The sequence below is a fragment of the Leptospira venezuelensis genome, assembly GCF_002150035.1.
Taxonomy (GTDB): Bacteria; Spirochaetota; Leptospiria; order Leptospirales; family Leptospiraceae; genus Leptospira_B; species Leptospira_B venezuelensis.
The window spans coordinates 666,730-689,957 of record NZ_NETS01000011.1 but is presented as its reverse complement, the minus strand read 5'-3'; the positions used below and the strand labels follow the sequence as shown (position 1 = coordinate 689,957).

Genomic DNA, 23,228 nt, shown 5'->3' with positions numbered 1-23,228 from the left:
ATAATACTTAGTTTGAAGGAGAGAAATATTTTTCCCAAAAGCCTTTTTCTCTTAGATATTCCATCCCGAATTTTGCAGCCTCTAATGGAGATAAGGTTTCGGATTCACTTTCTATTCTAGATAAGAATAGATAAGATCTTTTTGGTCCTTTCCAGAAGAACCAATACCAAGAGACCGATCTTCCTTGCGCATATCCTGTTGCTGAATCAGAATAAAAACCAGAATAGTTCCCAAAGTTGCCATCCAATCTGTGAGTGCCGGTTGGATTTTTAATCTCTCCGGGATTTCTTTCCAAGCCGACTAAAACCGAGTTTAGGTTTTTCTTTCTGACATCTAACTCTCCATTGAATAGTTTCCATAAGAATAGATAGAATTCTTCAGCTGTCCAAGAATATCCTCCATCCATCCAAAAGGATTTAGAAGGTTCGAATGGGACCGAGGTAGGAAGTCCAACAGAATGTAGCCAGCTTCTAAGTTTAGTGGTTCCTGTATCCGTCCAGATCTTTTGAAAATACCAAACAGTGGAACTTTCTAAAGAAGTTCTTAGATTCTGTTCCTTCTGCCATCTGATATATGGATATTTGGCTTTGTCCCAAGGAAAGTATCCATGAGGATCTTTCAATGTTCCAAGTTCCAATGCCGCGAGAGCGAGTACAGGTTGGAATACATACATAGAAGGGGAGCTTTTTTTACAGTTATCTTCTCCCACTTTTAGTAGTGTACCTTCTTCCATTTCGGCTAGGAATAAACAGACTTTTTTATCGGAGAGACTTAGATCTTCTTTTTGTATGAGCGGTGAGTCTGTTCCTGTTTTTACGGAACAGGAAAGCAGAAGTAGGACAAGAGAAAAACTTAATATTAGCCTCATGAAAACCAGGCGTAAATCGTAAGATAAGTCACGAATAATGAAAGTGGGATGTAGAAGATTAGGAAAATTTTTCCGATCTTTCTCCAATCCGTGACTGTATATTTTTTTACGAATTCGACCATTTGCTCCTGATTCATCGAGTATAACTCGCTTGAATCATTCCAGCCCAAAATATTTCCAGCGAGTCTACCTATCATCTCATCTTTATGAGCTTGGATGATTTTCCAGGCCTCTTCCTTTTCCGAAATATCGGAAGAGAGAAGTTGGAGAAAAACTTTAGGAACCAAGAATACTCTTCCTATCATTAGGCTTGAGACTCTTGTAAATAGTCCTAGGAAGAACATTGCTGAGAAGAGTGGATTTTCTCTCTTGAACCAGAATACGATCCCAAGGCTTACTACATAAGCTCCGTATCCTAGATATAACCCGGCGAGTTCGAATCTTCGATTCGTTTTTTTCTCTTTTAAAAATTCTTCGTAAAGTTTAGAGGATACAGTTTCCATTCTGTTCGCGATTTGAGCTTAGTCTTTCCAAAAAACCCCGATCTGAATGCTAAGATTTTGGGATTCGGCAGGGAGACAAGTATTTCTGACTTCACTTCCGCCATTCTTCTCTTATAGTCCGTTTTGCTATACTTAGGTTGGCTAGTAAGCGTCTTGTCCCGGGCTTTAAGAGTCGAAAGGCTCTTATGTCTCAGGCAAGAACTTAAAAATCAAAACTGAAAATTGCGCCTTCTTCCGAAAATAAGAAAAAAGAAAAGGCGGAGCTGATGAGCGGCGCAGTTCGTAAAAAAGAAAGAAAGATACTCACCGGTGAATTTTGGACCTCTAAACAAAGACAGGCTCATCCAATCCATTATGTGGTCAGCTACAGAGCTTCGTTCAAGCCTGAATTGCCCGCCTTCTTCATTGGAAAATATTTAGAGAATCGAAAAGGGATTGTGTTCGATCCTTTTGGCGGAAGAGGGACCACTGCAGTCCAAGCAAATTTAGAAGGTTATGCTGCTATCCATAACGATATCAGTCCTATGTCCTTGTTCTTAGCGAAATCCAGACAGACTGTACCTTCTATCGAAAAACTGGAAAGAGCGCTTGATTCTCTCAATTTAAGTGCAAAAGTAAAAGAAGAAAAGGAAGATGAAGGTCTTTTACATTTTTATCATAAAGATACTTTAAAAGAGATCAAAAATTTAAAAAAGATTCTTTCGGATTCAGATTCTTCTGAACTTAGATATTTGGGTCTGACAGCATTATCTAGGCTTCATGGCCATAGTAACGGTTTCTTTTCTGTTTATAGTTTTCCTCAGATCTCTATTCCTCCTTTGGCTCAAAAAAGAAATAACGAAAAGAGGGGAGTTGTCCCTGATTATAGAGAAATCAAACCTCGGATCCTTCAAAAGATAAGAAGGGACCTGAAAGAGTCGCTTACACCTTTTTATCATGAGTTTTCTTCCAGAAACGAATACATAAATCATTCTTCTTTGGACCTATTTGGTTTAGAAGATGATTCTGTAGATCTCGTAGTGACCAGCCCACCATTTTTGGACAAGGTAAACTACGAAGAGGACAATTGGCTTAGATATTGGTTCTTAGATATCGAATTGGAGAAGGACCAGAAACCAAGTATATTCGCGACTCTTGCAGGTTGGTGTGAATTTATCCAAGGAACCTTGGCAGAACTATCCAGGGTGGTAAAACCTGGTGGAACAGTCGTCATGGAAGTGGGAGAAGTTCGAAAAGGTAAAACAGTCTTCAATCTAGACGAGTATGTGATCAAATGTGCAGAATCTACCGGTCTTGTCTGGGAAAATACATACATTAACGACCAGAAATTCACGAAACTTGCCAATTGCTGGAATGTTTCGAATAATGAGAAGGGCACGAATTCAAATCGCTGCGTGGTCTTCCGCAATCTGAAGTAGAGACCCGGATAAAGAAGAGCCGCAAGGTTATTCTCACGCAGAGTCACGGAGTCGCAGAGGGGCGAAAAGTTGGGATCGTAGGAACTCCAATATGCGCTGTTCTCGGTGATTTCAGTGCGAACCCAATGTGAAAGAATTTCGCACGGAGTTCACGGAGCACACAAAGGAAGCTAAAGTAAGTAACTATACCAAAATTCGTCTTTTCTCCGCGGCTTTGCGTCTCTGCGTGATAATTTGTTAATAATATTCTTCTAATATCTTTTCTAGATCTTTTTCTAAGCGAGATAAATACTTAGATTCTCTCATCGTAATATACAGTTGCACTAAACCTTCGTAACAGGTAAGGAAACGGATAGCAAGATCCTGGGTGTCCTTAGATCTTAAAGGTTTACCTTTAAAACTTGCTTTGGAAAAATAATTAGCCAATTCGTTTTTCCAATTATTCATGATTTCATTTAAGTTCTTTCCGAAATATTCAGTTTGGTCCAAGGTTTGGCTGGCAAAATTCGAAAAAGGACAACCTATAAATTTTTTCGTCCTGGAATTGCGCAGTATCATTGCACACCACGCATGGATAAAATCTTGAGCGTCCGGATATTTTTCCATCATGGTACGCATATAACCTATATAAGATCTGTCCTGTGCATGTAAGTATTCCAATCCTAGTTCTTCTTTTCCAGAAAAATGAGTGTAAAAACTCTTTCGAAATACTCCTGCTTCTTCTAATAGCTGATTGATCCCTGTATTCGAATAGCCCTGGGTATAAAATAAATTCAATGCCTCTTGGACGATTCGTCCTTTGGTTTCTTCCGGAGATGTCCATTTCTTCACAGATAAAGGATTTAAGAGACAAGTTTAAATGTCAAAATATTAACTTTCCTGTGGAAATAAAGTAGACAGATCATTCTACTTTAAAAAATATAAGGTGGAATGATCGTTCTACTTTAAATTTAGGGGAATGTTGTGGATAGATTTATAGAAAGAGAGTTAAAGGGGAAGGTATTGGTCATTCGGATCAACCGTCCTGAAGAGAGGAACGTTTTCACTTGGGAAATGTTGGAGGATCTTTCCAGGGCTTATACGGAGTTGGAAGAGACAACGGAGGCGAGGGTTGGTCTTTTAGTGGCTTCTGGGAAACATTTTACCTTGGGATTGGAGTTAGATACCATCGCAGAAAAAGTGAAGGAAAGAGGAGAATGGCCTCTTGTAGAAGGGGGAGTGGATCCTTTCGGAATTAATTTAAAAGCAAGGCCAAGAACTAAACCTATCGTTGCTGCTGCCCAAGGTTTTTGTTTTACCTTAGGGATCGAGCTATTACTTGCAGCGGACATAAGACTTTCTTCCAACAAAACCATGTTCTCTCAGTTTGAAGTTCGCAGGGGGATCATGCCTTTGGGAGGAGCCTCTATTCGTATGGTGGAGATCGCGGGCTGGGGGAATGCAATGCGTTATCTTCTTACGGGAGAAGAATTCAATGGAGAGAAAGCTCTCCAGTTAGGACTCGTTCAAGAACTAGTAGAAAAAGATAAACTGTTTGATCGAGCTTATTCCATTGCTCAATTGATCGCGGAACAATGTGCTCCTTTGGCTTTAAAAGAAACTTTAATATCTGCCAGACTTTCTATCCAAGAAGGTCAAAAAACCGCATTCGATTCTCTTATGAAGAATGGGCTGAAATTATTTCATACGGAAGATTCTAAAGAAGGTGTTCAATCCTTTTTAGAAAAACGTCCTGCGGTTTATCAAGGGATATAATCAATGAAACAATTAAATTTTATCAGAAGAGGAAAACTCTCTTGGATGGATGTGCCTGAGCCCAAGCTAAAGAGTGGGATAGAAGCGATCGTTAAACCAATTTATGTAAGCAGATGCGATCTTGATTTCGGTATTATTTACGGAGCTACACCTCTTCCTGGGCCGATCGCTTTAGGACATGAGATGGTGGGAGAGATTACTGAATTAGGAGAGGACGTGAAAAATTTCCGAATAGGAGAAATCGTCATGGTCCCTTGGCATATCAATTGTGGTCACTGTTCTCATTGTGATAAAGGTCTTCTTGCATTTTGTTCATCTGTGATTGATAGCCCTGGATATGGATTCGGGTATGAATGGGGAGGCTCCTTGCAGGAATTAGTAAGAGTTCCTTATGCGGAAAGTATGCTGAAAAAAATTCCAACCGGAGTTTTGCCGGAACAGGCTGTTTCTGCAGCAGACAATCTTGCGGACGGTTACAGATGTGTGGCTCCTTATCTGAAAGAAAATCCTTCTCAGTCTATACTGGTTTTAGGTGGTGTAGGAAGTTGCGGTCTATATGCGGTTGCGTCTGCAATTGCGTTAGGTGCCAAGCCCGTTTTTACAGACACGGATCTTTCTAGGTTAGAACTTGCAAAACAGTTGGGTGCGGAAGCGATAGAAGCCCCTCATTCCGAAAGTCCAGGTAAATTCGATCTGGTGGTTGATAGCACAAATACTAGAGCAGGATTATTCACTGCATTGGAAAGTCTGGAACCTGGAGGGACCTGCGCTTGTGTGAGCGTTCATTTCAAAAATGATATTCCTGTTCCGTACTGGAAGATGTACAATACTGGAGTTACTTTGAAAGTAGGAAGAGCAAACGTAGGGGCTTATACCGAAGAAATTTTCGACCTCATCTCAAAAGGGAAATTGCATCCGGAAAAGATCACCACTCATACAATCAATTGGCAGGACGCAGTAGAAGGGTATGGCCAGAGGGCGACAAAGCTACTTGTGAAATTCTGAACCAGGTCTATTTCTCACGCAGAGTCACGGAGTCGCAGAGGGGTTTTGTTGGAATTCCAACAAGTAGATTGCGAGGCTTATAAAGTATGTAGGAACTCCTACACGAAACCTTTTTCTCCGCGTCTAGCGCCTCTGCGTGAGAAAAGTCTCTATCCCTCTGCGTCTCCAACTTCCGAAAAACCTGTATTTTGTCTCAAAAATCCTGAATTGACCCTGTGGATTTTTTGGGAATGGCCGATAGGTTAAGGGATCGAGGTATAAACTCAAATGATGCGTTCCCTTTGGACAGCCGCGACCGGAATGATCGCTCAGCAATTTCATATAGATACAATTTCCAATAACTTGGCAAACGTGAATACCACCGGTTTTAAAAAGAACCGCGCGGATTTTGAGGACTTAGTTTACCAACATATGGTTTTGGCAGGAACTCCTGCTACCTCCGTGAGCGAAATTCCTACAGGTGTGAATGTGGGTCACGGGGTGAGGGCAGCTGCTTCTCAGAAATTATTCGAGATCGGTTCTTTCCAAGCAACCGGTAATAAGTTGGACCTTGCGATCACAAGCGAGATGGGATTTTTCAAGATCCAAATGCCTGACGGAAGTTTTGCATTCACTCGTGACGGTTCTTATAAGATTGATTCTAACCAACAAGTAGTAACATCTAACGGTTATTTGTTGGAACCTCCTCTTATTCTTCCAGAGGGAGCGATCCTAAACACTTTGATGATCTCCGAACAAGGAGAAGTTACTGTAAAGATCGGAGCAGATATCCGTCCTACTGTGATAGGTCAGGTGGAATTGTATCGTTTCGTGAACCCTGCTGGTCTCCAAGCGATAGGTAAAAACTTATTCCAAGAGACTGTTGCTTCTGGCCCTGAAATCCCTGGAACTCCAGGTATGGAAGGATTTGGGAATGTTCTGCAAGGATTCTTAGAGATGTCTAACGTGAAAATCGTGGAAGAGATGGTGAATATGATCGTGGCTCAAAGAGCTTATGAATCTAACTCCAAAGCTATCCAAACTTCTGATAACATGTTATCTACTGCGATCGGACTGAAACGTTAATTAATATGAGTTTCCGCTTTTATATTTCGTTCTATATCTTAACCGGTCTATTTGTGTCTGGTGTGGGAAAGATAGAAGGAATGGAAGCGGTATATCTTCGCGGAAAACTTTTAACCCAAAAGAAAGAAGTTTTATTATCCGAGATCGCAAAACTTCCAGACGGAATGAAAGACAAGGTTGTATTAAGAAATCTAAATGCACCAACAGTCATTCGTCCTGAATATTTAAAAGAAGTCTTAGCGGGAATCCCAGTTTCTGGAAAGGAAACTTTAGTTTTGCCTTTGGATTCAGAATTGGATCCAGAAGACTTGGAAGAAAGTCTTAAAAAAGAAGTATCTAAACTTCCTCAAGATAAAGAAGGAGATTTCAAAATCTCCTATTTGAGCGGAGAAAGGTTAGTTCCAAGCCAAGGTGTGGAACTGAAATGGGCAGGACTTCCACAAGTGATTCATCCAGGGCAGATTGTTGCATCTTTGGATTTCTATTTCGAGAGCAGAAAGGTCCATACTCAAAGGATCAAATTTAAATTGGAAAGAAGAACGAACGCTCTCTTTGCCAAAAAAGAGATCCGCAAGGGACAAAAACTACAGGCAGACGATCTGGAAGAAAGAACTGTCTATATGGAAGAATCTTTCACAGATGGAATTTCCGGCAAGGATATTGGTTCTACTGCATTGAAAGATCTGCAACCAGGGGAACTTCTCCGCAAAAAACAATTCAGGTTCTTATTCGATGTACAGAGAGGCGGGGATGTAAACCTTGTTTATACCAAGGGAAACCTGGTCGTAAAATCTAAGACAAAAGCATTAAGTTCCGGTAATATTGGAGAGATCGTGGATGTTTCTTCTCATTCCAAAGAGGGGAAAATTTCTGCAAGAGTAGTGGAGAAGGGCACAGTCCTTTTAGAGAATTGATATGATCCGTATTTTGAAATTTATACTTCCACTTCTCTTTTTATCCGGAATGATCGCTCTATTCGCTCAGGATCTTTCCCAATGGCAGGATAAAAATCCTTACTCCAGAAGCCAAAATCTGAAAGTGGGAACCGCTATATTCGTAAAATTGAAAGAAGGTTTTACTGCGGAGTTCGAGATCGAATCCACTGCGGATGAAAATATCACGATCAAGGCTGTGCCTGATAAAAAAGTGATCCCTGATAATCCCGCTTATAATACAGACCGCACTATCGTTAGAAAGAATAAAGGTAAGATTAAATCCTTAGGAAAACTAAAAGGAAATCTAACTGCTGTTGTAACAGCGATAGATGCAAATACCGGACTTTTAACTTTACAGGGACAACGTTCTTCTACTTATAATGGAGAACCTTCTCAAGTTCTTTTAACAGGAAGATTGTCCCCTGAATTTATCGCGAAAGATAATTCTGTGGATGCGGATCGTATCGCTGATTTGCAAATCCAGTTTACTGGCAGAATTGAGCCTAAGAATCTACAACCTCCTATTACTTTAAAAACGATCAATAACCCAGATGGAACTGTAACCGTTAAGGCGGAACTTTCGGAAGAAGAAAAGCAAAGATATATTTTGGAACAGCTGAACCGTCTATTAGGAGAATCTAAATGAAAAAAGGTATTTTTCTTTTTGTAATATTCTCCTTATCTCTTTCTGGAGCAGAAGTTCGTTTGAAGGATTTAGCTAAGATAGAAGGAATCAGAGATAATCAGATAACTGGCTACGGAATCGTGGTTGGGCTTCCGGGTACTGGAGATTCTAAAACTCCAATGACTACTGAAAGTATGAAAAATTATCTCAAAAATCTTGGAGTGGATGCTAATCTCAAACCGGAGCAAACAAAGAACATAGCTTCTGTATTAATTACCGCTAATATTCCTTCTTATGCTCGCAAAGGTGATCGACTAGATGTAACTGTTTCATCTATCGGAGACGCTAAGTCTTTGGAGGGAGGAGTTCTTCTTCAATCTCCTTTGAAAACTGCTAACGATAAAATTTATGCAGTAGCAAGCGGAGTTATCTCTTTCGGTGGGAAAGAGAACAGCACGGGAGGACTCGGAAGAGCTTCCAAAAAGACTGTAGGAATTGTTCATGCAGGTGCAATTGTAGAAACTGAGCTAAAAGAAGATTTCTTTTCTAACCAAAGAGTAGTTATTCGTTTGAATAGCCAAGATTTCTCTTTAATGAATAATGTTGTTAATCGTATTAAGGAAACCATTCCTGAAAAATTCGGATTGAAAGCCGAGTCCATTCAGGCGTTAACTCCTTCCGAGATTGTGATAGAAGTAGGAGCTGGATTCTCCGTTAAATCTCCTGGACTTCTTAATCTTCTTTCTGATCTGGAAAACATTACTGTCGAATCAAATCCTAGAGCAAAAGTTGTAATCAACGAAAGATCCGGCGTAATTGTAATGGGAGGGAACATCACAATCGATGAGGTAGCAGTTGCAAGATCTGGCCTAAGTCTTTCGGTCGCAGATAAGAATAGGAGACCTACAAGACTGAGTGGAGAAAAACTCCCCGTTAAAGAGTCTTTCGTGATTGAAGAAGCCACTCAGGTCTCCGACGTAGTGGAAGCATTGAACAAGGTGGGGGCTTCCACAAAAGATATCATAGCAATTTTAGAAGCATTGAAAGCGGCAGGCGCGCTTCATGCAGAATTGGAGATACAATAATGATAGATAAAATACAAGACTATCGATCTAAATTGGATCTTACTGAAAGACCGGAAGTGCAAAGACTTTTACGTGAAGAAAAAAATGTTAAGCCGGGCCAAAGTTTTCCGGACCAACTGAGGGAAGAGTTTAATAATACCTTATCCGGAAAGGTTTCTTCCTCCGAAGTAAGAATGCCTCATAATATTAAAGAAGAGATTGCTGCGGATCCTTACCGCAAAAAGTTATTCGATGCCTCCGGTGAATTTGAATCCATCTTTGTTAAGATGATGTTGAAAGAAATGAAATCTACAGTTCATAAATCGGGCCTCATCGATGGTGGATATGCAGAAGAAATTTTCGAAGATATGCTGTATGATGAGTATTCTAAGAACTTATCTGCGAATTCTTCTTTGGGATTGGCAGAGCAGATCTATCAGTCTTTGTCTTCTAATCTTCCACCGATCTCTAAATTAGATTCTAAAGTTTAGAAAGTCCCGGCTCACTTTTCCAGGCTCTATCGAAACCCTTAGAAGCCAGGCTTTTGGCAGAGGTAAGAGGGACTCCAAAACTTCTTAATACTAATATCATCATGTCTTTATCATGCGATTTGTCTTTGGCTCTTCCTTCCAAAATATTTCTAATTCCATAATGAAGAGCTCCTACAAAAAGTCCGAGAGCTGATTCTATCGATTCAATGGAGAATTTTCCGGACTTTATCCCTCTTTGTAGATCTTTCAGAGGGTAACTAAGTAGCATATCGCTCATCCTTGGCGCAGCCGCTGCAACTCTAATCAAGGCCCATCCCCAATCAGAATCCATTCTTGCCTTTTTAAAGAAAAAAATCCCTGCTAAAGCCATTCTCTCTGCAGAATCTTCCAACTCATTCATACTTGTTTCTACTTCCGACGCAATTGATTCGATCAATGCAAAGGAGGAAGCTTCCAATAGTTCTTCCTTTGTTTTGAAATAATTATAGAAGGTTCCATTTGCGACTTCTGCCTCTGCCGTTACTTCCGCAATCGAAGTCTCGCCCGCGTCTTTTTGTGCGAACAATCTCAGGGCGGCTTTCATGATTTGGAGCTTAGTTCTTTCCCGCTTAGGGGCTAATTTTTTTCTAGGTGTAGAGGCCATCATAATACCGTTAAATCCCCTTCAATTGCGCTACAATTACATTTTTGAGAGTTTTCTCAAAAATTAACAGTTTACCGAATGAGGAATATCGAAAATATTTGACATATATTTCAATTTTGAATAATCTCTCAATTTATGGAAGAGAGAGCGAATTTGCGATCGATAACTGAAGAATGGCCTGAAAAGCCGAATGTGATCATAGTTGGAGCTGGTCCCGTAGGAGTGCTCGCAGCAAATCTTTTAGGTCAGCAGGGGATTCCGGTCCTTTTGATCGATCAAAATCCTGGAGTATTGGAAATTCCAAGAGCTATCTCTTTGGACCAAGATGCATTGAGGATATTACAGGCTGCTGGTTTTGGAGAGCAGATCTCAAAAAGTATGCCTGCAATATCCAGTATAGAGATGATTTCTCCTTTCAGTGGGATCTTTGCCAAAATCAATTCAGCCGGGTCCATGGATGGGCATCCTCGTTTGGTCTCAATCTATCAACCTGAACTGGAACGAATTTTAAGAAAAGGTCTTACAAGATTTCCTAATGTTCGTCTTTGGTCGGAATGTACTTATATTACTCATACGGAAACAGATTCGGAGATTATCGTAAGAGTTCGATGCAAAGAAACGGAATATAGAATTACCGGAGCTTATCTTTTAGGTTCCGATGGAGCCCATAGTAAAGTAAGGGAAAAGCAAGGTTGGAGATTAAAAGGTTCCGCATATAAGGAAGATTGGCTCATTCTAGATGTCGCGAATTTACCGGAAACATTAGATAAAGTTGAATTTATCTGCGATCCTAAAAGACCAATCGCTCATGTCCCGGGACCAAATGGGTCCCAACGATGGGAGTTCCTCCTGAGAGATGGAGAAACAAAAGAAGAAATGGAAACACCTATGAAAGTATCGGAACTCATGAAACCTTGGGGAGACGTTTCTTCCATGAAGCTGGAAAGGATCGCGGTTTATAGATTTCAGGCAAAGACAGCGGATTGTATGGGAAAGGGAAGGGTGTTCCTTCTCGGAGATGCTGCTCATTTAACTCCTCCCTTTGCTGGGCAAGGCTTAGTAAGTGGAATAAGAGATACCTTTAATCTTTCTTGGAAAATCGCTGCCGTCTTAAAGAAGAAAGCTTCTCCTAAAATTTTATTTAGTTATAATACGGAAAGAAAACCACATGCAAAAAAGATGATACGTTTGGCTGTATTTTTAGGATCTATCATCATGACTCGAAGCAAAATTAAAGCCTTTTTTAGGGATCTTCTATTTAAATTTTTACATTATACTCCTCTCAGGCCTTATTTATCCGACTTGAGGATACGACCTCAAAATTCTTTTAAAAAAGGACTTTTTTTAAAAAGAGAAACTTTGTCCAAATGTAATCTTTATCCAGGTTCACTTTTTCCACAGGCACCAGTTCGATCGAAGAACGGTTCTTTAGTATTATCGGATGACTTGTTTGAACCGGCATTGTATATTGTTGGCTACGGTAAACATCCTCATTCTATTTTGGATTCGAGTTCATCTGAAATATGGAATAAGATGGGTGGAAAAATATTATATATTTCTAATCAACAAAAGATTATTGAATCTGATTCCTTTGCCCCTGAGGCTGAAGATGTGACATCTTCTTTTTTCTCTGCATTCGGTGGGTTAGAAAGATTTGCGATTGTTCGACCAGATAAAATCGTGGCTGCTGTCTTTTCTGCTCAAAACGCTGACCAAGTCGTGCGTAAATTTACGAAAGTCTATCAAGGATCCATGCTATGAAACAAATTCAATCTACTTCTCTATGTCCAGTTCGAGCAGATCAACCTTTGAGTAAAGTAAGCGATATAGCGTACATTCGATTAGGTAGAAAACATTTGGAATCTGCCTCCAATTATTATCTTGATTTCGGGCTTTCTATCCTGGAGAAAACAGAAAATAGGATCTTGTTTCATGGTAATAGCTCCGATCTGCCCTGCTGGTCTTTAGAAAAAGCTAGCAGGGACTTTTTATTGGGTCTAGGCGTGTATATTTCTTCAGAAAAAGAATTTGAAAGACTCAAGAAACTAGAAAATGCAAAATTCCAGCCTATGGGAAGATTCGGGACTTGTCCTTCTGTTACTTTGATTGATCCGTCCGGTCTTCCAGTCGATGTGTTATTATCGAATATTCCAAAAAGGGAGACTTCGGATCTATCTCTTCCAAAATTATGGAACACTCCAAGAGAATCAAAAAGGATTAATTTGCCTCGACCGTATGACTCCGGTCCTGCAAAAGTAAACCGTTTGGGACATGCCGTTTTTCTAAAACAGGAATTCTTAAAGAATGCTCAGTGGTACTGTGATACTTTCGGGTTTATTCCATCTGATATTCAAATCCTACCGGAATCCAAGGAGCCTGTAATAGTATTTCTAAGATGTGATAACGGTGAAACACCTACGGACCATCATACGATTGTAATTGCTACTGGTGTTGATGATCGATTAGAACATTGTGCTTTCGAATTGGAAGATTTGGACGAGGTCGCCAAAGGGAGGGAATGGATGTTGGAACAAGGTTGGAAATCTGCATGGGGGATAGGAAGACATCTGTTAGGGAGTCAGATATTCGATTATCAAAGAGATCCGAGCGGTATGCTTGTGGAACACTACTCGGACGGGGATAAATTCGATAACACAGTTCCGGTTGGTTTTCATTGGATCAATCGTAAAAGTTTATATCAATGGGGAGAGGATATGCCGGAAAATTTTTTAGACACCAAACTTTCTTTTCATAAAGTAAAAGAACTGTTAAAGGGAATTTTCGCTGGCAAGGATATAAAGATCCGAACTTTATTGGAGCTTAAAAAAGTGGCTTCAAAATCTCCTAGAAATTGGATTAAGTATTAATAAAAAGGAATATACCTATGGCTAAGAATTATATACGTTTTGAAAAAGATCGGAAAATAGATTGGGCAAAATTGGAACAAGGGACTGCCATTCCATTGAAAGCAGGCGACTTGAATACCAGAGATTTTTTAGAGTTTTTAAAAGGAAACCGATCATCTTCGAATTCTACAGTTTATAAATACCAGGACTTGAAAATACTCTCCCCGATCACGGCACCTTGCCAGATTATCTGCCAAGGTGCGAATTACCGGCAACATTTGATCGAATCCGGATTAGATCCTAACGAAAAAACGTACAATTTATTTTTTACTAAATCGGATGCATCTATTTCCTCTCCTTTGGGAGAAGTGGTCCGACCAAGTAATGTAAAATTATTAGATTATGAAATAGAGCTTGGGCTTGTATTCGGAAAATCGATTACAGGGCCTTTGGAGATTGGTCCCGAAAATATTTCTGAATACGTAGCCGCTTTGTTTATGGCTAATGATGTTTCAGCCAGAGATATTCAGCTTCCGCAAATGCAATGGTATAAGGGCAAATCTTATCGCAGTTTTCTTCCTGCCGGGCCTGTTCTTGCAGTATTAGAACCAGGAGATTTCGCTCTTTTAGAAAGTTTGGAACTGACCTTACTTGTAAACGATCAAGTTAGACAACATGATTCTGTTTCCAGCCTCGTTTTCAAACCGGCTGAGACAATTTCTGAATTATCAAGTTTTTGTGATATAGCTCCTGGAGATGTGCTTCTTACAGGAACTCCGTCAGGCTGTGCTCTCCGCGCTCCTGGAAAATTACTTCAGAAAATTGCGGCACTTCTTCCTGAAAAAAAGAAATGGGAATTATTTATCAAAGGGCAACTTAAACGATCAGAGTATTTACAGCCAGGAGATAAGATTCATTCCTTTATCAGGAGTGCAGATCGTAGAATTGATTTGGGTGATCAGATTTTAAAGGTTGTTCAAGAATGATAAGTTTTTCTAATGAAAACTCATATTCCTTCTTTAAAGATAAGGTAGTATGGATTACAGGGGCTTCTTCCGGAATAGGAGAGGCTTTAGCAGCGGAATTAAAGGGAACCGGGGCGAAATTAATACTTTCTGCTAGGAGAACCCAAGAATTGTTACGAGTAAGAGATGCTCAGGGATGGAAAGAGGAGGATTCTATGATCCTTCCTCTTGATCTGGAAAATTATGATTCTTTAAAACAATTTCCAGAAGAAGTGATCCGAAAATTTGGAAAGATAGATGTGTTAATAAATAACGGTGGAATTAGTCAACGCTCCCTTGCTCATGAGACTTTGATTTCTACCTATCGATCTTTGATGAATATTAACTTTTTTGGAAATATCGCCATAACCTTAGCGACTCTTCCTTATTTTCGAAAAGAGAAAAAGGGTTATATTGTTAGTATTTCCAGTATAGCTGGAAAATTTGGAGTTCCTTTTCGAACTGGTTATTCCGCTTCTAAGTTCGCGTTATCCGGCTTTTACGAAGGTCTTAGGGCGGAGAACTCGGGCGATAATTTAAAAGTTCTATTGGTATATCCTGGATTTATAAAAACGAAAATTTCAGAAAACGCTTTTTCAGGAGATGGCTCTAAACATGGGATATTAGACCCGGGAATCCAGCGAGGTATAGAAGTAGAAGAATGTGCCAAGAGGATCTTAGATGCTATCGTTTCAGGTGAACAAGAAATCATTATTGCCAGTATAAAGGAACGATTTGGTATTTTTTTACATAAATTCTTTCCTAAATTTTTCAGTTTGTTTCTAACGAGAGCAAGAGTAATATAATAGAGTCTTTTTATCTTGCAGTGAAATTGCTTATTAGGGTCGATGTGAATATGGAAGTTCTGACTTATAATACTCCAGGAATTTTGTTTCCTGCAATTTCTCTTTTAATGCTCGCATTTACGAATCGTTTTTTTGGACTTACTTCTCTTGTTAGACAACTATTGGATAAATATAGAGAACACCAGGACTCTGCGCTTATTGCGCAAATCCAAAATCTAAAAATTAGGATTTCTCAGATTAGATCAGCTCAGGCTTTTGGAATTCTAAGTCTTACGTTTTGTACGATTTCCATAAGTTTGGTAGCGATATGGAATATGGGAGCTTGGTATTTTTTTGGATTTTCGTTGGTTTCTATGCTTATCTCTTTAATGTATTCGTTGATTGAAATCCAACTTTCAGTTAAAGCTTTAGAAATAGAAATCGAAACAACAATTCGTTCTACTAAGAACTAAATTGAATTTAACAGATTAGTCTAATAAGAAATCCGAAATTTCAATCGATTAGATCCCTAAAGCTAATTGCATCCAGATCTTTTTGCAAAGAGGTTTCGGCCTTATCCATTTTTTCCCGAACCTTATCAGGATAAACATGAAAAGAAGGATCTTCTTTTAAAAGGGGTTCCGGTATCCTGCGATAAAAATCTCCCAGAGTCAAATCTTCTCCGGAAACCACTGGCAACCAAGCTCCACCCTCATTTGTTTCTACTAAAAGTCCTGCTTCTGATAATGTTTTAGTCAATCTAGGGATCTCTTCTGCATGAAGCCCTGATTTGATTGCAAGATCAGCATTTCGAGGAGCAATCTTACTTTCTTTTTGAACGGAGTAGACTGCTTTTAAAACTCCGATCAATTTTCTGAATTCATAACTAAATGCAGTATGATGTTCTTCTATCAATTGGAAAGGTGCGTAATATCTTTCCGGATATTGCACGCATGCGGTTACTTCTGCACCGAATAGAACGATCAATGATAATGAATACACTCCAATTAAAAAGATAGGAATGGAGGCGAGTGCCTTATAGACAATCATTGTGGTTTCCGAAAAGGAAGTGATATATACTTGAAATCCATATAGGAAGACCAAGAAGATCACGCTTGTAAAACCCGCTCCCCATGCAGATGCTCTGATTGGAACTTTTGTATTTGGGATCAAAGTGAATAATGCTAAGAAAAAGAGCCAGATCCCTATTAAAGGAAAGAAGAATTTTAGAATATTATAAGGTGAGAATAGTGACTCTCCTCCTTGAAGGATGATTGTCTCATATTTAACGTCTTTATATTCGGAGAGACTGATCTTTTTATATTCTCCTATATTCAATAATCTGAATCTTCCATTCTCGCTTCTGTCCAATAAGCCGGAAGCGAAAACTTTTCCTTTGGCAGGAATATAAAAAGTATTCCAATGTTCTCCACCGTCTATAGAAACTAAAATATTGCCGAGTGCATCTAAAAGAAAGATATCAGCCGATTCTTCGTTTTCGATGGACCAAACTTTAGTAAATGTATATCTTTTGTGACTGAGATTTTTCCAGGAATAACCCCCATCTTCCGTTTTGAAAACGGAACCTCTTTCTCCAGTGACAAAAAATTCTCCAGGCCTGATCCGATGAATATCTTTTAGGCCGTGACCGGTGATCTTAGTAGCGTTCCAAGTATAGCCACCATCTTCGCTTTTCCAGACATTTCCGTCTTCATCTACGATATAGCCCAGGTATGGTTCCGGGAAATAAACTCGATTTGCACGGATCTTCAATAGATTTGTGAATACTGGTTTGTAGCTTCTCCCTTGGGTGAAAAAATGTAGGACTTCTCCATTGGAGAAGATGAGATAAAAATTTCCCTCATTTATATATTCGAAATCTTTAAAATTAGAATTATCGAAATAGATGGCATTCCATACGGAGCCTTCGACAGGTTTAGATAGAAATAAACCTTTTTCGGAAAGTACATACACTTTTCCGTCTTTTATGGAAACTCTTACGAAATTCTCTTTAGAGATATCGGGTTTTTCACAAAAATCTACTCTGACTCCGAAAGAATCTAAACAACGGATATTCTTTAGATCGATGTCCTTCTCATCCAGATAATAGTCTTGTTTGAGACCGGAATCCATTCGAAATAGTGTGCCATTTTCACCTGAAATCCAAACATGATTTTCTGGATCCTTGTCCATGCTTAGATAATGAGGAGGGCGAAATACATCAGTTACCTTTTTAGCCAGATTGTCCCCGATCACTAGGAGTAAAGGTCCGATAGAAAGAACAAAAAAGTAAAATACGAATTCTTGTAGAACGGATCTTTTTTCTTCGATTCTCCATATAGAGTTAAACGAGTTTTCTAAAGATCTTAGTACAGTGGTTGCAGAGAATACTAAAAGAATAAAGCCGATTGCGCCGATTTGTCTGGCTGCATCAATCAATTCTCCTAAAGTGTCCAAGTAAGGATTAATATCCAAGTTGATATTGCTTACGAGGAAAAACGCATTAATTTTATCGAATATTTCTTCTTTTCGATTATCCAATCCGGAAGTGATTGTTAAAAGAGAAAGAGCTACTACAAGCATTGGAATTAAAGAAACGATCGTAGTATAAGAAATACCGGAAGCCTTGATGAGACATTCGTCTTTGGCAAAGCGGTAGGCAGAGGCTGCTAAAACTCGAACTGTGAAGTTTATTTTTCTGCCTAAACCTGCGTCTGGAATATAATCGAAAAATCTACTGTACTTTGTATTCGGATGAGAATTCATTTCTTAATCGCGTAATGCACCATAGAAGAAGTGAGCGGTATTCCTTTTTTTGAAAGTTTACTTTTGAAATGGTAAAAAGTGATCCTAAACCATTTTAAATAATCCTTCCAGCTTGAAAAACTTCCCCTCGATTTTAAAAGTTTGGCCGAAAGGGGGAAGTCCACTCCGAGGTAGGTAATCTGTCTTTCGAATCCCCTTATGGCAAGAATTTTCCGGAGAATTTTTGCAGAATAATAATACACATGGCCAGGTAAATAATAGTGATAATTTTTGCCTGCTTCCATTGCCTGCCAGGCATCAAAATTTGCAGTTTGTATGAGAAGTAATCCGCCAGGTTTTAGGACCTTTGCAAGTTTATTAAATACTTCTTTTGGATTTTCTAAATGTTCTATCACTTCTATGAGTGTTATGACATCGAAAAAATTTTCGGGAAGATCTGCGTCTAAGAATTGGCCCTGCCAAACTTTGAAACCTCTCGCTTCCGCTTGTTTGGCGGAAAAGGGGGAAATTTCCACACCAAAGGGAGTGAATCCTTTCTCTTTAGCACATTCTAAAAAACCACCAAAGGAACAACCTATGTCCAAGAAATTCCCTGAAGATTTGAACTTGGAAATATTTTTTAAACGAGCAAACCAAACATATCGGTCGAATTTTTCAGTCTGCCTTTCGTCTCTATAAGTAAATCCTTTATCGCCTGTATAATATTCTTCTGTGTATAATGACTCAGGTTCTGGTCTTGGAAATTGAGCCTGGAACCCACAAGTTTTGCAAGATTGGATGGAAAGATCGAAATTGCCGAATTCAGATCTGTATAAAGGTTCCCAATTGCAGTCCCCATTTAAGGGACATTCTTCTTGGATTACTTTTGGGCGAGAAAGATCCAATGACAAATCCTCTCATCCAATTTTCCTAATGGTGTCCTCTCCGTATAACCAAGCTCAAAAGAAGAGAAAATTTGAAGAAGACTTTGCACATCTTCTTTAGAATAAAACCAGGTTGCGCCACCAGCGAGATCTGCAGTTCCTATTTTGCCTTTTTCTGCTTTAAGATGAGTATCGCCTTCTGCCCTTACGGAAGCTGCAAGATAACCACCTTTTTTTAAAATACGAAAGGTATCATCTAACATTGATTTTGCGAGATCTGGTGAGTTGTAATGTAGGACTCCCCAACTTACGATAAGATCAAATTCTTCATCCGAAAATGGATAAGGAGGAGAATTTAAAAGAAAAGTTTTAGCCCAAGGATAAGATTCTTTAACGGATTGAATGGAATTCTCACTGTAATCTGCTGCATATACTTCATAACCGAAATCTTTCAAAAGAACACAATGTCTTCCAGAACCGGTCCCAAAATCTAAAGCTTTGGGAGAAGTAGAAGAAGAAGATGGAAATTTAGAGATCATCCGAACTAAGTTCTCATCCGGATAAGAAAGTTTTGCTTTAGGTCTTGTATAATGAGTTTCCCAAGCTTCTTTGGAAGGATGATCAGCGGGCTTCATATTCCGCCTTCAAACGATTTTTAACGGAACCATTCCATTCTTCTTCCGAGGAAGACGCCTTTGATTTCAGACAAAGAACTCTCGTTCTTGTTTCATTTCCAAGAGAAGTATCCAATTTAGAACCTGGCTCTTTTAAATTCTGATTTAAAAGAATGGTTTCACCATAATTTGTAGGAAAGTCCTCCCAGGATTTGAGAACAGAAACACCTCTGGGTGGAATATCAAAACGAACTTGAGATTTTAGTTTTTTAGGAATTTCTAAACTAGAAGGGGGAGGGGTAATCGGTTCCCCTACTAAAAGTTTTACTAGGTTCGTGAAATAATCATAACCTGAATAACCTGGTACAAGAACGTCTGCCAAGTATTCACCACCCACTTCGGGAGCGGCTTCGATCAAAACAAGATCCCCATTTTCATCCGATCTGAATTCAGCCACAAAGGGACAATTTTTCAAGCCGGTTGCTTTTACAATTGCTCTACATAACATCTTGATCTCACCTTCCAATTCCGATTTAGGAAAGGGTAAACGATGAGCTGCTTCCAAAAAGGGCGGAAAAGAAGAAGTTTCCTTTAAGGAGATATTTACTAAATGAAATTCAGAACCTTCTACCAATCCCAAAACAGTATATTCAGGACCAGGAATATACTCTTCTAAAAGCCAGGTCTCCGGGTGAGGAGAGTTAGCTGTAACTTTTGCTTTGGATTGTTTTTTAGGCGATATTATATTCGAAACTGACTTTAGATCTGAATCTGATTCAACGAGCTGAATCCCAGATTTGCCGCTACCTTGGCTTGGTTTTAAGATCCAAGGATAAGAAAAAGATTTAGATTTAGCTTTGATCTCGGAAGCTGGGATTTCTCTCGGAACCCTGATCCCTTTCGGGGCAAGAGTCTCTTTTAAAATTTGTTTATCAGAAAATTTTAATACTGATTCTGTGCTTGCATACTTGAGTTTTAATTTTTCTGCAAGATAGGCTGTGCTATACGTTGCTTTGCCGAAGGATCTTGTTCCAACTCCGATGATTGGGGTTGGCAATGGATTTTCGGCGACTGCTCTTAAGATCCTTCTGTATTCGAAGGTGGACTCTATGATCCGCATGCTTGCCAATGCGAAGCCTGGGGCCTTATCATTTTTGTCTACTGCTGCTACTTCTAAGCCTAGGGCTCTTGCAGCAGAGATTAAGGGTACCTGGTTTTTACCAGCTCCTAAGGAGAGAAAATACCCTTTTTTCTTCATCCTCTGGATAAATAGCCTTCAGAACAAGGGATGTCAAAGGTTTTTTAGGAATGAGACAAAATCCAAGGTCTTTGTAGGAACTCCCACATGGTGTTGAAGGGCGGCCCCCGCCCTGGTTTGGGTGGTGGAGGAGGGCCCGTGGGAGGTTCTGCCTTTGCTCTATATCAGAAAATTTTCAAGTTATCAAGTTTGGTTTCCATGGTTTGGGATGGAATGTAGATTCTGGATTCCGTTGACGTCTTGATTTTTATTCGAATTTTCCGAATCAGGATCCGCCAGGGATGCGCAGGACTTGTCCCACCGCAGGTGGGATGAGGCGGACTCGCCGAATCCGTAGCAGCCCGGTCCCGGCCGTAAGGGAGGGAGGCGGCCAAATCACTCATTCGATTTTTGAAATGGGTAGGAACTCCTTCTTATTTTTTCTTTTTATGTCTTCAAAAGCGTAATGGGATTTTTGAAAAACTCCGATCCTTAAAAAGAGCAGGAGAAAGCAGAATGTTAAGAGGAATGTACACTGGATCCAATGGGATGATCGTGCAGCAGACACGAATGGACGTGATCTCCAACAACCTTGCAAACGTTGACAAAACCGCTTTCAAAAGGGACACAACGTTGTTCAAAACTTTTCCTGAACTTTTGATCCATAGATTCAGCGAGGATGGTGTGGGCAAAGTGCCGATGGGCTCGTTCGATACTGCTCCCGTGGTCGGCAAACTCGGATTAGGTGCCGAGGTAAATGAAATTTATACAAGATTCGAACAAGGTGCTGTGAAGAAGACTGATAATCCTTTCGATATGATGCTGCAAGACAGACCTGGCACTGAACATCCTGCATTTTTTAGCGTATTGACTAATAGAGGAGAAAGACTTTCTCGCTCAGGCGCATTTGTTTTGGATACGAATGGTTACTTGGTGACTCCTCAGGGTTTTCCTTTAATGGGTGAGAATGGTCCAATTAAAGTTGCTCGAGGCAATTTTTTGGTCAAAGAGAACGGTGAAATTTGGATCAACGGAGAGATCGGTAATGACCCTCGCAATTCTGTCGGTGCAGATAAGAATAGATTCGAAACTCCTGTTCTTTTGGATCGTATCAAGATCCGCACCGTAGAAAATCCTCGTCACTTGGATAAAGAAGGGGACTCATTCTATAATGATACTCCTGAATCAGGCGAACCAAGACCTTTTCTTTTGGAAGAAGAACCGAATCTTCTCCAAGGTTATTTAGAAGCTTCTAATGTTAGTGTTGTCACTGAAATGGTAGAGATGATTGAAGTAAACCGCTCTTATGAAGCGAATCAGAAGACTGTTCAGACTCAAGATCAGATGTTAGGGAAACTTCTGAATGATGTTTTGAGATAAACATCCTTTCCTCTCAATCCGAACCGCCTCCTTCATCCCGGCTCTCGGATTGACAGCAAAAGCATCCCTATCTCTACACCTCATTCCTTCGTTGGCATCATCACCATCACATTCAACCAGCACATCCAGTCCGAATACGTTAGCATTCTTAATGAAGCTAAACTCATTCAGATACATTTGGGAATATTTAGGCTTGATATATCCGTAAGCAGCAAAAGCAGTTTTTAAAACTCTATGGTTTCCTTCTGCTACTTGATTGTGGACTCCATTCTTCGACCAACGATTTCGAGCGAATCTGAATCTATTGTCCTTTGATCTTGCAGAGTGATTTACTGATCTGTGGTTCTTGTATATTCCCCAAAGCCATGGGTATCCTTGGTCTGTAAAAAGGGGAGTGCAAGTAGGGAGATGTTCTTTGATTAGAGGTCCAAGCGTATCCGCTTTCTGATTAGATACTGATGAGAAGAATACTGGTCCTTGTTTTATTGCTATAGTTTGGACGAGAGTTCCGACTTGTCTCCCTCCTAATTTCTCTGAAAGGTATATAGAAGCGGTTTGTCCACTATGTCTGTAACGTTTCCTACCTTGGCTCGCTCTTTCACCTGCTGAATATAATACAACAGTGTCTACGCAAGTATAAGGCTTCTTTGCCATGATCTTAGTAATGTCTCTATTCTCATTTGGAGGGAGTAGGAAGTCCTTGAACTGATCATTTAGAGCCTCGTAGGTTAGCTTCTTATACTTTGGTAATTGGTTTGATGCAAAGAGTTGGAATCTTCTCTTTAGTAAGCTGGCTGCATTATATCCTATTCTTAGCCTCTTACTTAGTTCTGTTGCTGTTACTACCTTTGGGTATTGTATTAGTGATTCATAAAGGATATATCCGAACATCCATATTGGAAGTTTGAAATGATGAAGGGGAGTGTAACTTAGTCTTGATGTTAGATATCTACATTGAGGACATCTAATTAGATCTGGTCTTGTTGAGATTTCCTTATCTAAGATTCTATTGTTACATTCAGGAGTAGGACAGTGTTTTGGGTAGAAGTCATTAAGTATCTTCTTGGTTATTTCCGTGAAGTAATCAGTGTTTAGTGCTGGGTTGTAGTGTTTAGGTAGGGGTGTTGGGAAGAGGTTTATATTTTCGGTATTTCTAATGGAAGGGGCGGTTCTGGATTGGAGGAAAGGTGGTCCTCGGTTCGGATTACGTGTATTAAATATTCCGAATTCAATCCAAGGTCGAGTAGGAGTGAAGGATTGTCTGCGAGAGTTGATTTCCGTGTATTTTAAGGCTGCTTGCATGAGTATTACTTTTTTGTTTTTTAAGGAAGCAAAACGGTAGACACATAGAAAAAGAAAGT

Annotated in this window: 23 protein-coding genes; 14 read left to right on the top strand and 9 right to left on the bottom strand. The window is 39.7% G+C overall.

Annotated elements, in window-relative coordinates; genetic code table 11:
* Positions 1-7: 7 nt before the first annotated feature.
* The gene (locus B1C82_RS19335) at positions 8-868 is read right to left on the bottom strand and encodes a penicillin-binding transpeptidase domain-containing protein (RefSeq protein ID WP_086449167.1); all 861 of its coding nucleotides are present in this window, start codon (positions 866-868) and stop codon (positions 8-10) included.
* Positions 865-1,371 (bottom strand): hypothetical protein, encoded by a 507-nt coding sequence (locus tag B1C82_RS19330; protein WP_086449166.1) that lies wholly within the window; start codon positions 1,369-1,371, stop codon positions 865-867. The genes B1C82_RS19335 and B1C82_RS19330 overlap by 4 nt, the downstream gene beginning before the upstream one ends.
* 266 nt (positions 1,372-1,637) lie before the next feature.
* Between B1C82_RS19330 and B1C82_RS19325 the strand changes: the two genes are divergently transcribed.
* Complete coding sequence (locus B1C82_RS19325; protein ID WP_167373776.1) at positions 1,638-2,789, top strand: DNA methyltransferase; 1,152 nt, start codon at positions 1,638-1,640, stop codon at positions 2,787-2,789.
* A gap of 237 nt (positions 2,790-3,026) precedes the next feature.
* On the opposite strand, the gene B1C82_RS19320 is transcribed toward B1C82_RS19325, so the two are convergent.
* Positions 3,027-3,620 (bottom strand): TetR/AcrR family transcriptional regulator, encoded by a 594-nt coding sequence (locus B1C82_RS19320; protein WP_086449164.1) that lies wholly within the window; start codon positions 3,618-3,620, stop codon positions 3,027-3,029.
* 132 nt (positions 3,621-3,752) lie between these two features.
* Between B1C82_RS19320 and B1C82_RS19315 the strand changes: the two genes are divergently transcribed.
* The 7 genes from B1C82_RS19315 to B1C82_RS19285 all read left to right on the top strand — a co-directional run bounded on the left by B1C82_RS19315 (position 3,753) and on the right by B1C82_RS19285 (position 9,729).
* Positions 3,753-4,544: a crotonase/enoyl-CoA hydratase family protein gene (locus tag B1C82_RS19315; RefSeq protein ID WP_086449163.1), complete on the top strand. Its 792-nt coding sequence runs from the start codon at positions 3,753-3,755 to the stop codon at positions 4,542-4,544.
* A 3-nt stretch (positions 4,545-4,547) separates the two neighbouring features.
* The gene (locus B1C82_RS19310) at positions 4,548-5,549 is read left to right on the top strand and encodes a zinc-dependent alcohol dehydrogenase (protein WP_086449162.1); all 1,002 of its coding nucleotides are present in this window, start codon (positions 4,548-4,550) and stop codon (positions 5,547-5,549) included.
* A gap of 267 nt (positions 5,550-5,816) precedes the next feature.
* Positions 5,817-6,614 (top strand): flagellar basal-body rod protein FlgG, encoded by a 798-nt coding sequence (flgG, locus tag B1C82_RS19305; RefSeq protein WP_008590869.1) that lies wholly within the window; start codon positions 5,817-5,819, stop codon positions 6,612-6,614.
* A gap of 5 nt (positions 6,615-6,619) precedes the next feature.
* Complete coding sequence (flgA, locus tag B1C82_RS19300; RefSeq protein WP_199775784.1) at positions 6,620-7,528, top strand: flagellar basal body P-ring formation chaperone FlgA; 909 nt, start codon at positions 6,620-6,622, stop codon at positions 7,526-7,528.
* 1 nt (position 7,529) lies between these two features.
* On the top strand, positions 7,530-8,195 hold the full coding sequence (locus B1C82_RS19295) for a flagellar basal body L-ring protein FlgH (RefSeq protein ID WP_086449161.1): 666 nt from the start codon (positions 7,530-7,532) through the stop codon (positions 8,193-8,195).
* Positions 8,192-9,259: a flagellar basal body P-ring protein FlgI gene (locus B1C82_RS19290; protein WP_086449160.1), complete on the top strand. Its 1,068-nt coding sequence runs from the start codon at positions 8,192-8,194 to the stop codon at positions 9,257-9,259. The genes B1C82_RS19295 and B1C82_RS19290 overlap by 4 nt, the downstream gene beginning before the upstream one ends.
* The gene (locus tag B1C82_RS19285; protein WP_199775796.1) at positions 9,256-9,729 is read left to right on the top strand and encodes a rod-binding protein; all 474 of its coding nucleotides are present in this window, start codon (positions 9,256-9,258) and stop codon (positions 9,727-9,729) included. Before B1C82_RS19290 ends, B1C82_RS19285 begins: the two co-directional genes overlap by 4 nt.
* Here the strand turns inward: B1C82_RS19285 and B1C82_RS19280 are convergent.
* Complete coding sequence (locus tag B1C82_RS19280) at positions 9,719-10,375, bottom strand: TetR/AcrR family transcriptional regulator (protein ID WP_234008348.1); 657 nt, start codon at positions 10,373-10,375, stop codon at positions 9,719-9,721. The two genes, B1C82_RS19285 and B1C82_RS19280, sit on opposite strands and share 11 nt — an antisense overlap.
* 150 nt (positions 10,376-10,525) lie before the next feature.
* Here B1C82_RS19280 and B1C82_RS19275 point away from each other — a divergent pair, with 150 nt between their 5' ends.
* From B1C82_RS19275 to B1C82_RS19255, 5 genes are read left to right on the top strand one after another with little or no spacing between them, the layout of a single operon-like run.
* Positions 10,526-12,133: a bifunctional 3-(3-hydroxy-phenyl)propionate/3-hydroxycinnamic acid hydroxylase gene (locus B1C82_RS19275; protein ID WP_234008353.1), complete on the top strand. Its 1,608-nt coding sequence runs from the start codon at positions 10,526-10,528 to the stop codon at positions 12,131-12,133.
* Complete coding sequence (locus B1C82_RS19270) at positions 12,130-13,239, top strand: VOC family protein (protein WP_086449157.1); 1,110 nt, start codon at positions 12,130-12,132, stop codon at positions 13,237-13,239. Before B1C82_RS19275 ends, B1C82_RS19270 begins: the two co-directional genes overlap by 4 nt.
* 17 nt (positions 13,240-13,256) lie before the next feature.
* The gene (locus B1C82_RS19265; protein ID WP_086449156.1) at positions 13,257-14,204 is read left to right on the top strand and encodes a fumarylacetoacetate hydrolase family protein; all 948 of its coding nucleotides are present in this window, start codon (positions 13,257-13,259) and stop codon (positions 14,202-14,204) included.
* Positions 14,201-15,028, top strand: a complete 828-nt coding sequence (locus B1C82_RS19260; protein WP_086449155.1) for an SDR family oxidoreductase — start codon at positions 14,201-14,203, stop codon at positions 15,026-15,028. Before B1C82_RS19265 ends, B1C82_RS19260 begins: the two co-directional genes overlap by 4 nt.
* A 50-nt stretch (positions 15,029-15,078) precedes the next feature.
* Entirely contained in the window at positions 15,079-15,480 is a 402-nt protein-coding gene (locus tag B1C82_RS19255) for a DUF2721 domain-containing protein (protein WP_086449154.1), read from the top strand.
* 40 nt (positions 15,481-15,520) lie between these two features.
* Here the strand turns inward: B1C82_RS19255 and B1C82_RS19250 are convergent, their stop codons facing one another.
* The 4 genes from B1C82_RS19250 to B1C82_RS19235 are packed head-to-tail and all read right to left on the bottom strand — an operon-like array spanning position 15,521 to position 20,508.
* Positions 15,521-17,773, bottom strand: a complete 2,253-nt coding sequence (locus B1C82_RS19250; protein ID WP_086449153.1) for a YhjD/YihY/BrkB family envelope integrity protein — start codon at positions 17,771-17,773, stop codon at positions 15,521-15,523.
* Entirely contained in the window at positions 17,770-18,657 is an 888-nt protein-coding gene (locus B1C82_RS19245) for a class I SAM-dependent methyltransferase (RefSeq protein WP_167373775.1), read from the bottom strand. The genes B1C82_RS19250 and B1C82_RS19245 overlap by 4 nt, the downstream gene beginning before the upstream one ends.
* A complete protein-coding gene (locus B1C82_RS19240; RefSeq protein WP_086449151.1) occupies positions 18,633-19,271 on the bottom strand; it encodes a class I SAM-dependent methyltransferase in 639 nt (212 codons plus the stop codon). Before B1C82_RS19240 ends, B1C82_RS19245 begins: the two co-directional genes overlap by 25 nt.
* Positions 19,258-20,508, bottom strand: a complete 1,251-nt coding sequence (locus B1C82_RS19235) for an ATP-grasp domain-containing protein (RefSeq protein ID WP_086449150.1) — start codon at positions 20,506-20,508, stop codon at positions 19,258-19,260. The genes B1C82_RS19240 and B1C82_RS19235 overlap by 14 nt, the downstream gene beginning before the upstream one ends.
* A 495-nt stretch (positions 20,509-21,003) precedes the next feature.
* Between B1C82_RS19235 and B1C82_RS19230 the strand changes: the two genes are divergently transcribed.
* Positions 21,004-21,867 carry a flagellar hook-basal body protein gene (locus tag B1C82_RS19230; RefSeq protein ID WP_086449365.1) on the top strand — a complete coding sequence of 288 codons (864 nt, stop codon included), beginning with the start codon at positions 21,004-21,006 and terminating at the stop codon, positions 21,865-21,867.
* Here the strand turns inward: B1C82_RS19230 and B1C82_RS19225 are convergent.
* Positions 21,835-23,169, bottom strand: a complete 1,335-nt coding sequence (locus tag B1C82_RS19225) for a transposase (protein WP_086449149.1) — start codon at positions 23,167-23,169, stop codon at positions 21,835-21,837. The genes B1C82_RS19230 and B1C82_RS19225 overlap by 33 nt on opposite strands.
* Positions 23,170-23,228 lie beyond the last annotated feature (59 nt).

Bases quoted from the DNA above. Each gene is read 5' to 3' on its own strand.
- B1C82_RS19335 (WP_086449167.1), bottom strand. From the start codon at position 868: ATGAGGCTAATATTAAGTTTTTCTCTTGTCCTACTTCTGCTTTCCTGT.
- B1C82_RS19330 (WP_086449166.1), bottom strand. From the start codon at position 1,371: ATGGAAACTGTATCCTCTAAACTTTACGAAGAATTTTTAAAAGAGAAA.
- B1C82_RS19325 (WP_167373776.1), top strand. From the start codon at position 1,638: ATGAGCGGCGCAGTTCGTAAAAAAGAAAGAAAGATACTCACCGGTGAA.
- B1C82_RS19310 (WP_086449162.1), top strand. From the start codon at position 4,548: ATGAAACAATTAAATTTTATCAGAAGAGGAAAACTCTCTTGGATGGAT.
- flgG (WP_008590869.1), top strand. From the start codon at position 5,817: ATGATGCGTTCCCTTTGGACAGCCGCGACCGGAATGATCGCTCAGCAA.
- flgA (WP_199775784.1), top strand. From the start codon at position 6,620: ATGAGTTTCCGCTTTTATATTTCGTTCTATATCTTAACCGGTCTATTT.
- B1C82_RS19295 (WP_086449161.1), top strand. From the start codon at position 7,530: ATGATCCGTATTTTGAAATTTATACTTCCACTTCTCTTTTTATCCGGA.
- B1C82_RS19290 (WP_086449160.1), top strand. From the start codon at position 8,192: ATGAAAAAAGGTATTTTTCTTTTTGTAATATTCTCCTTATCTCTTTCT.
- B1C82_RS19280 (WP_234008348.1), bottom strand. From the start codon at position 10,375: ATGATGGCCTCTACACCTAGAAAAAAATTAGCCCCTAAGCGGGAAAGA.
- B1C82_RS19270 (WP_086449157.1), top strand. From the start codon at position 12,130: ATGAAACAAATTCAATCTACTTCTCTATGTCCAGTTCGAGCAGATCAA.
- B1C82_RS19265 (WP_086449156.1), top strand. From the start codon at position 13,257: ATGGCTAAGAATTATATACGTTTTGAAAAAGATCGGAAAATAGATTGG.
- B1C82_RS19260 (WP_086449155.1), top strand. From the start codon at position 14,201: ATGATAAGTTTTTCTAATGAAAACTCATATTCCTTCTTTAAAGATAAG.
- B1C82_RS19255 (WP_086449154.1), top strand. From the start codon at position 15,079: ATGGAAGTTCTGACTTATAATACTCCAGGAATTTTGTTTCCTGCAATT.
- B1C82_RS19250 (WP_086449153.1), bottom strand. From the start codon at position 17,773: ATGAATTCTCATCCGAATACAAAGTACAGTAGATTTTTCGATTATATT.
- B1C82_RS19240 (WP_086449151.1), bottom strand. From the start codon at position 19,271: ATGAAGCCCGCTGATCATCCTTCCAAAGAAGCTTGGGAAACTCATTAT.
- B1C82_RS19235 (WP_086449150.1), bottom strand. From the start codon at position 20,508: ATGAAGAAAAAAGGGTATTTTCTCTCCTTAGGAGCTGGTAAAAACCAG.
- B1C82_RS19230 (WP_086449365.1), top strand. From the start codon at position 21,004: ATGTTAAGAGGAATGTACACTGGATCCAATGGGATGATCGTGCAGCAG.
- B1C82_RS19225 (WP_086449149.1), bottom strand. From the start codon at position 23,169: ATGCAAGCAGCCTTAAAATACACGGAAATCAACTCTCGCAGACAATCC.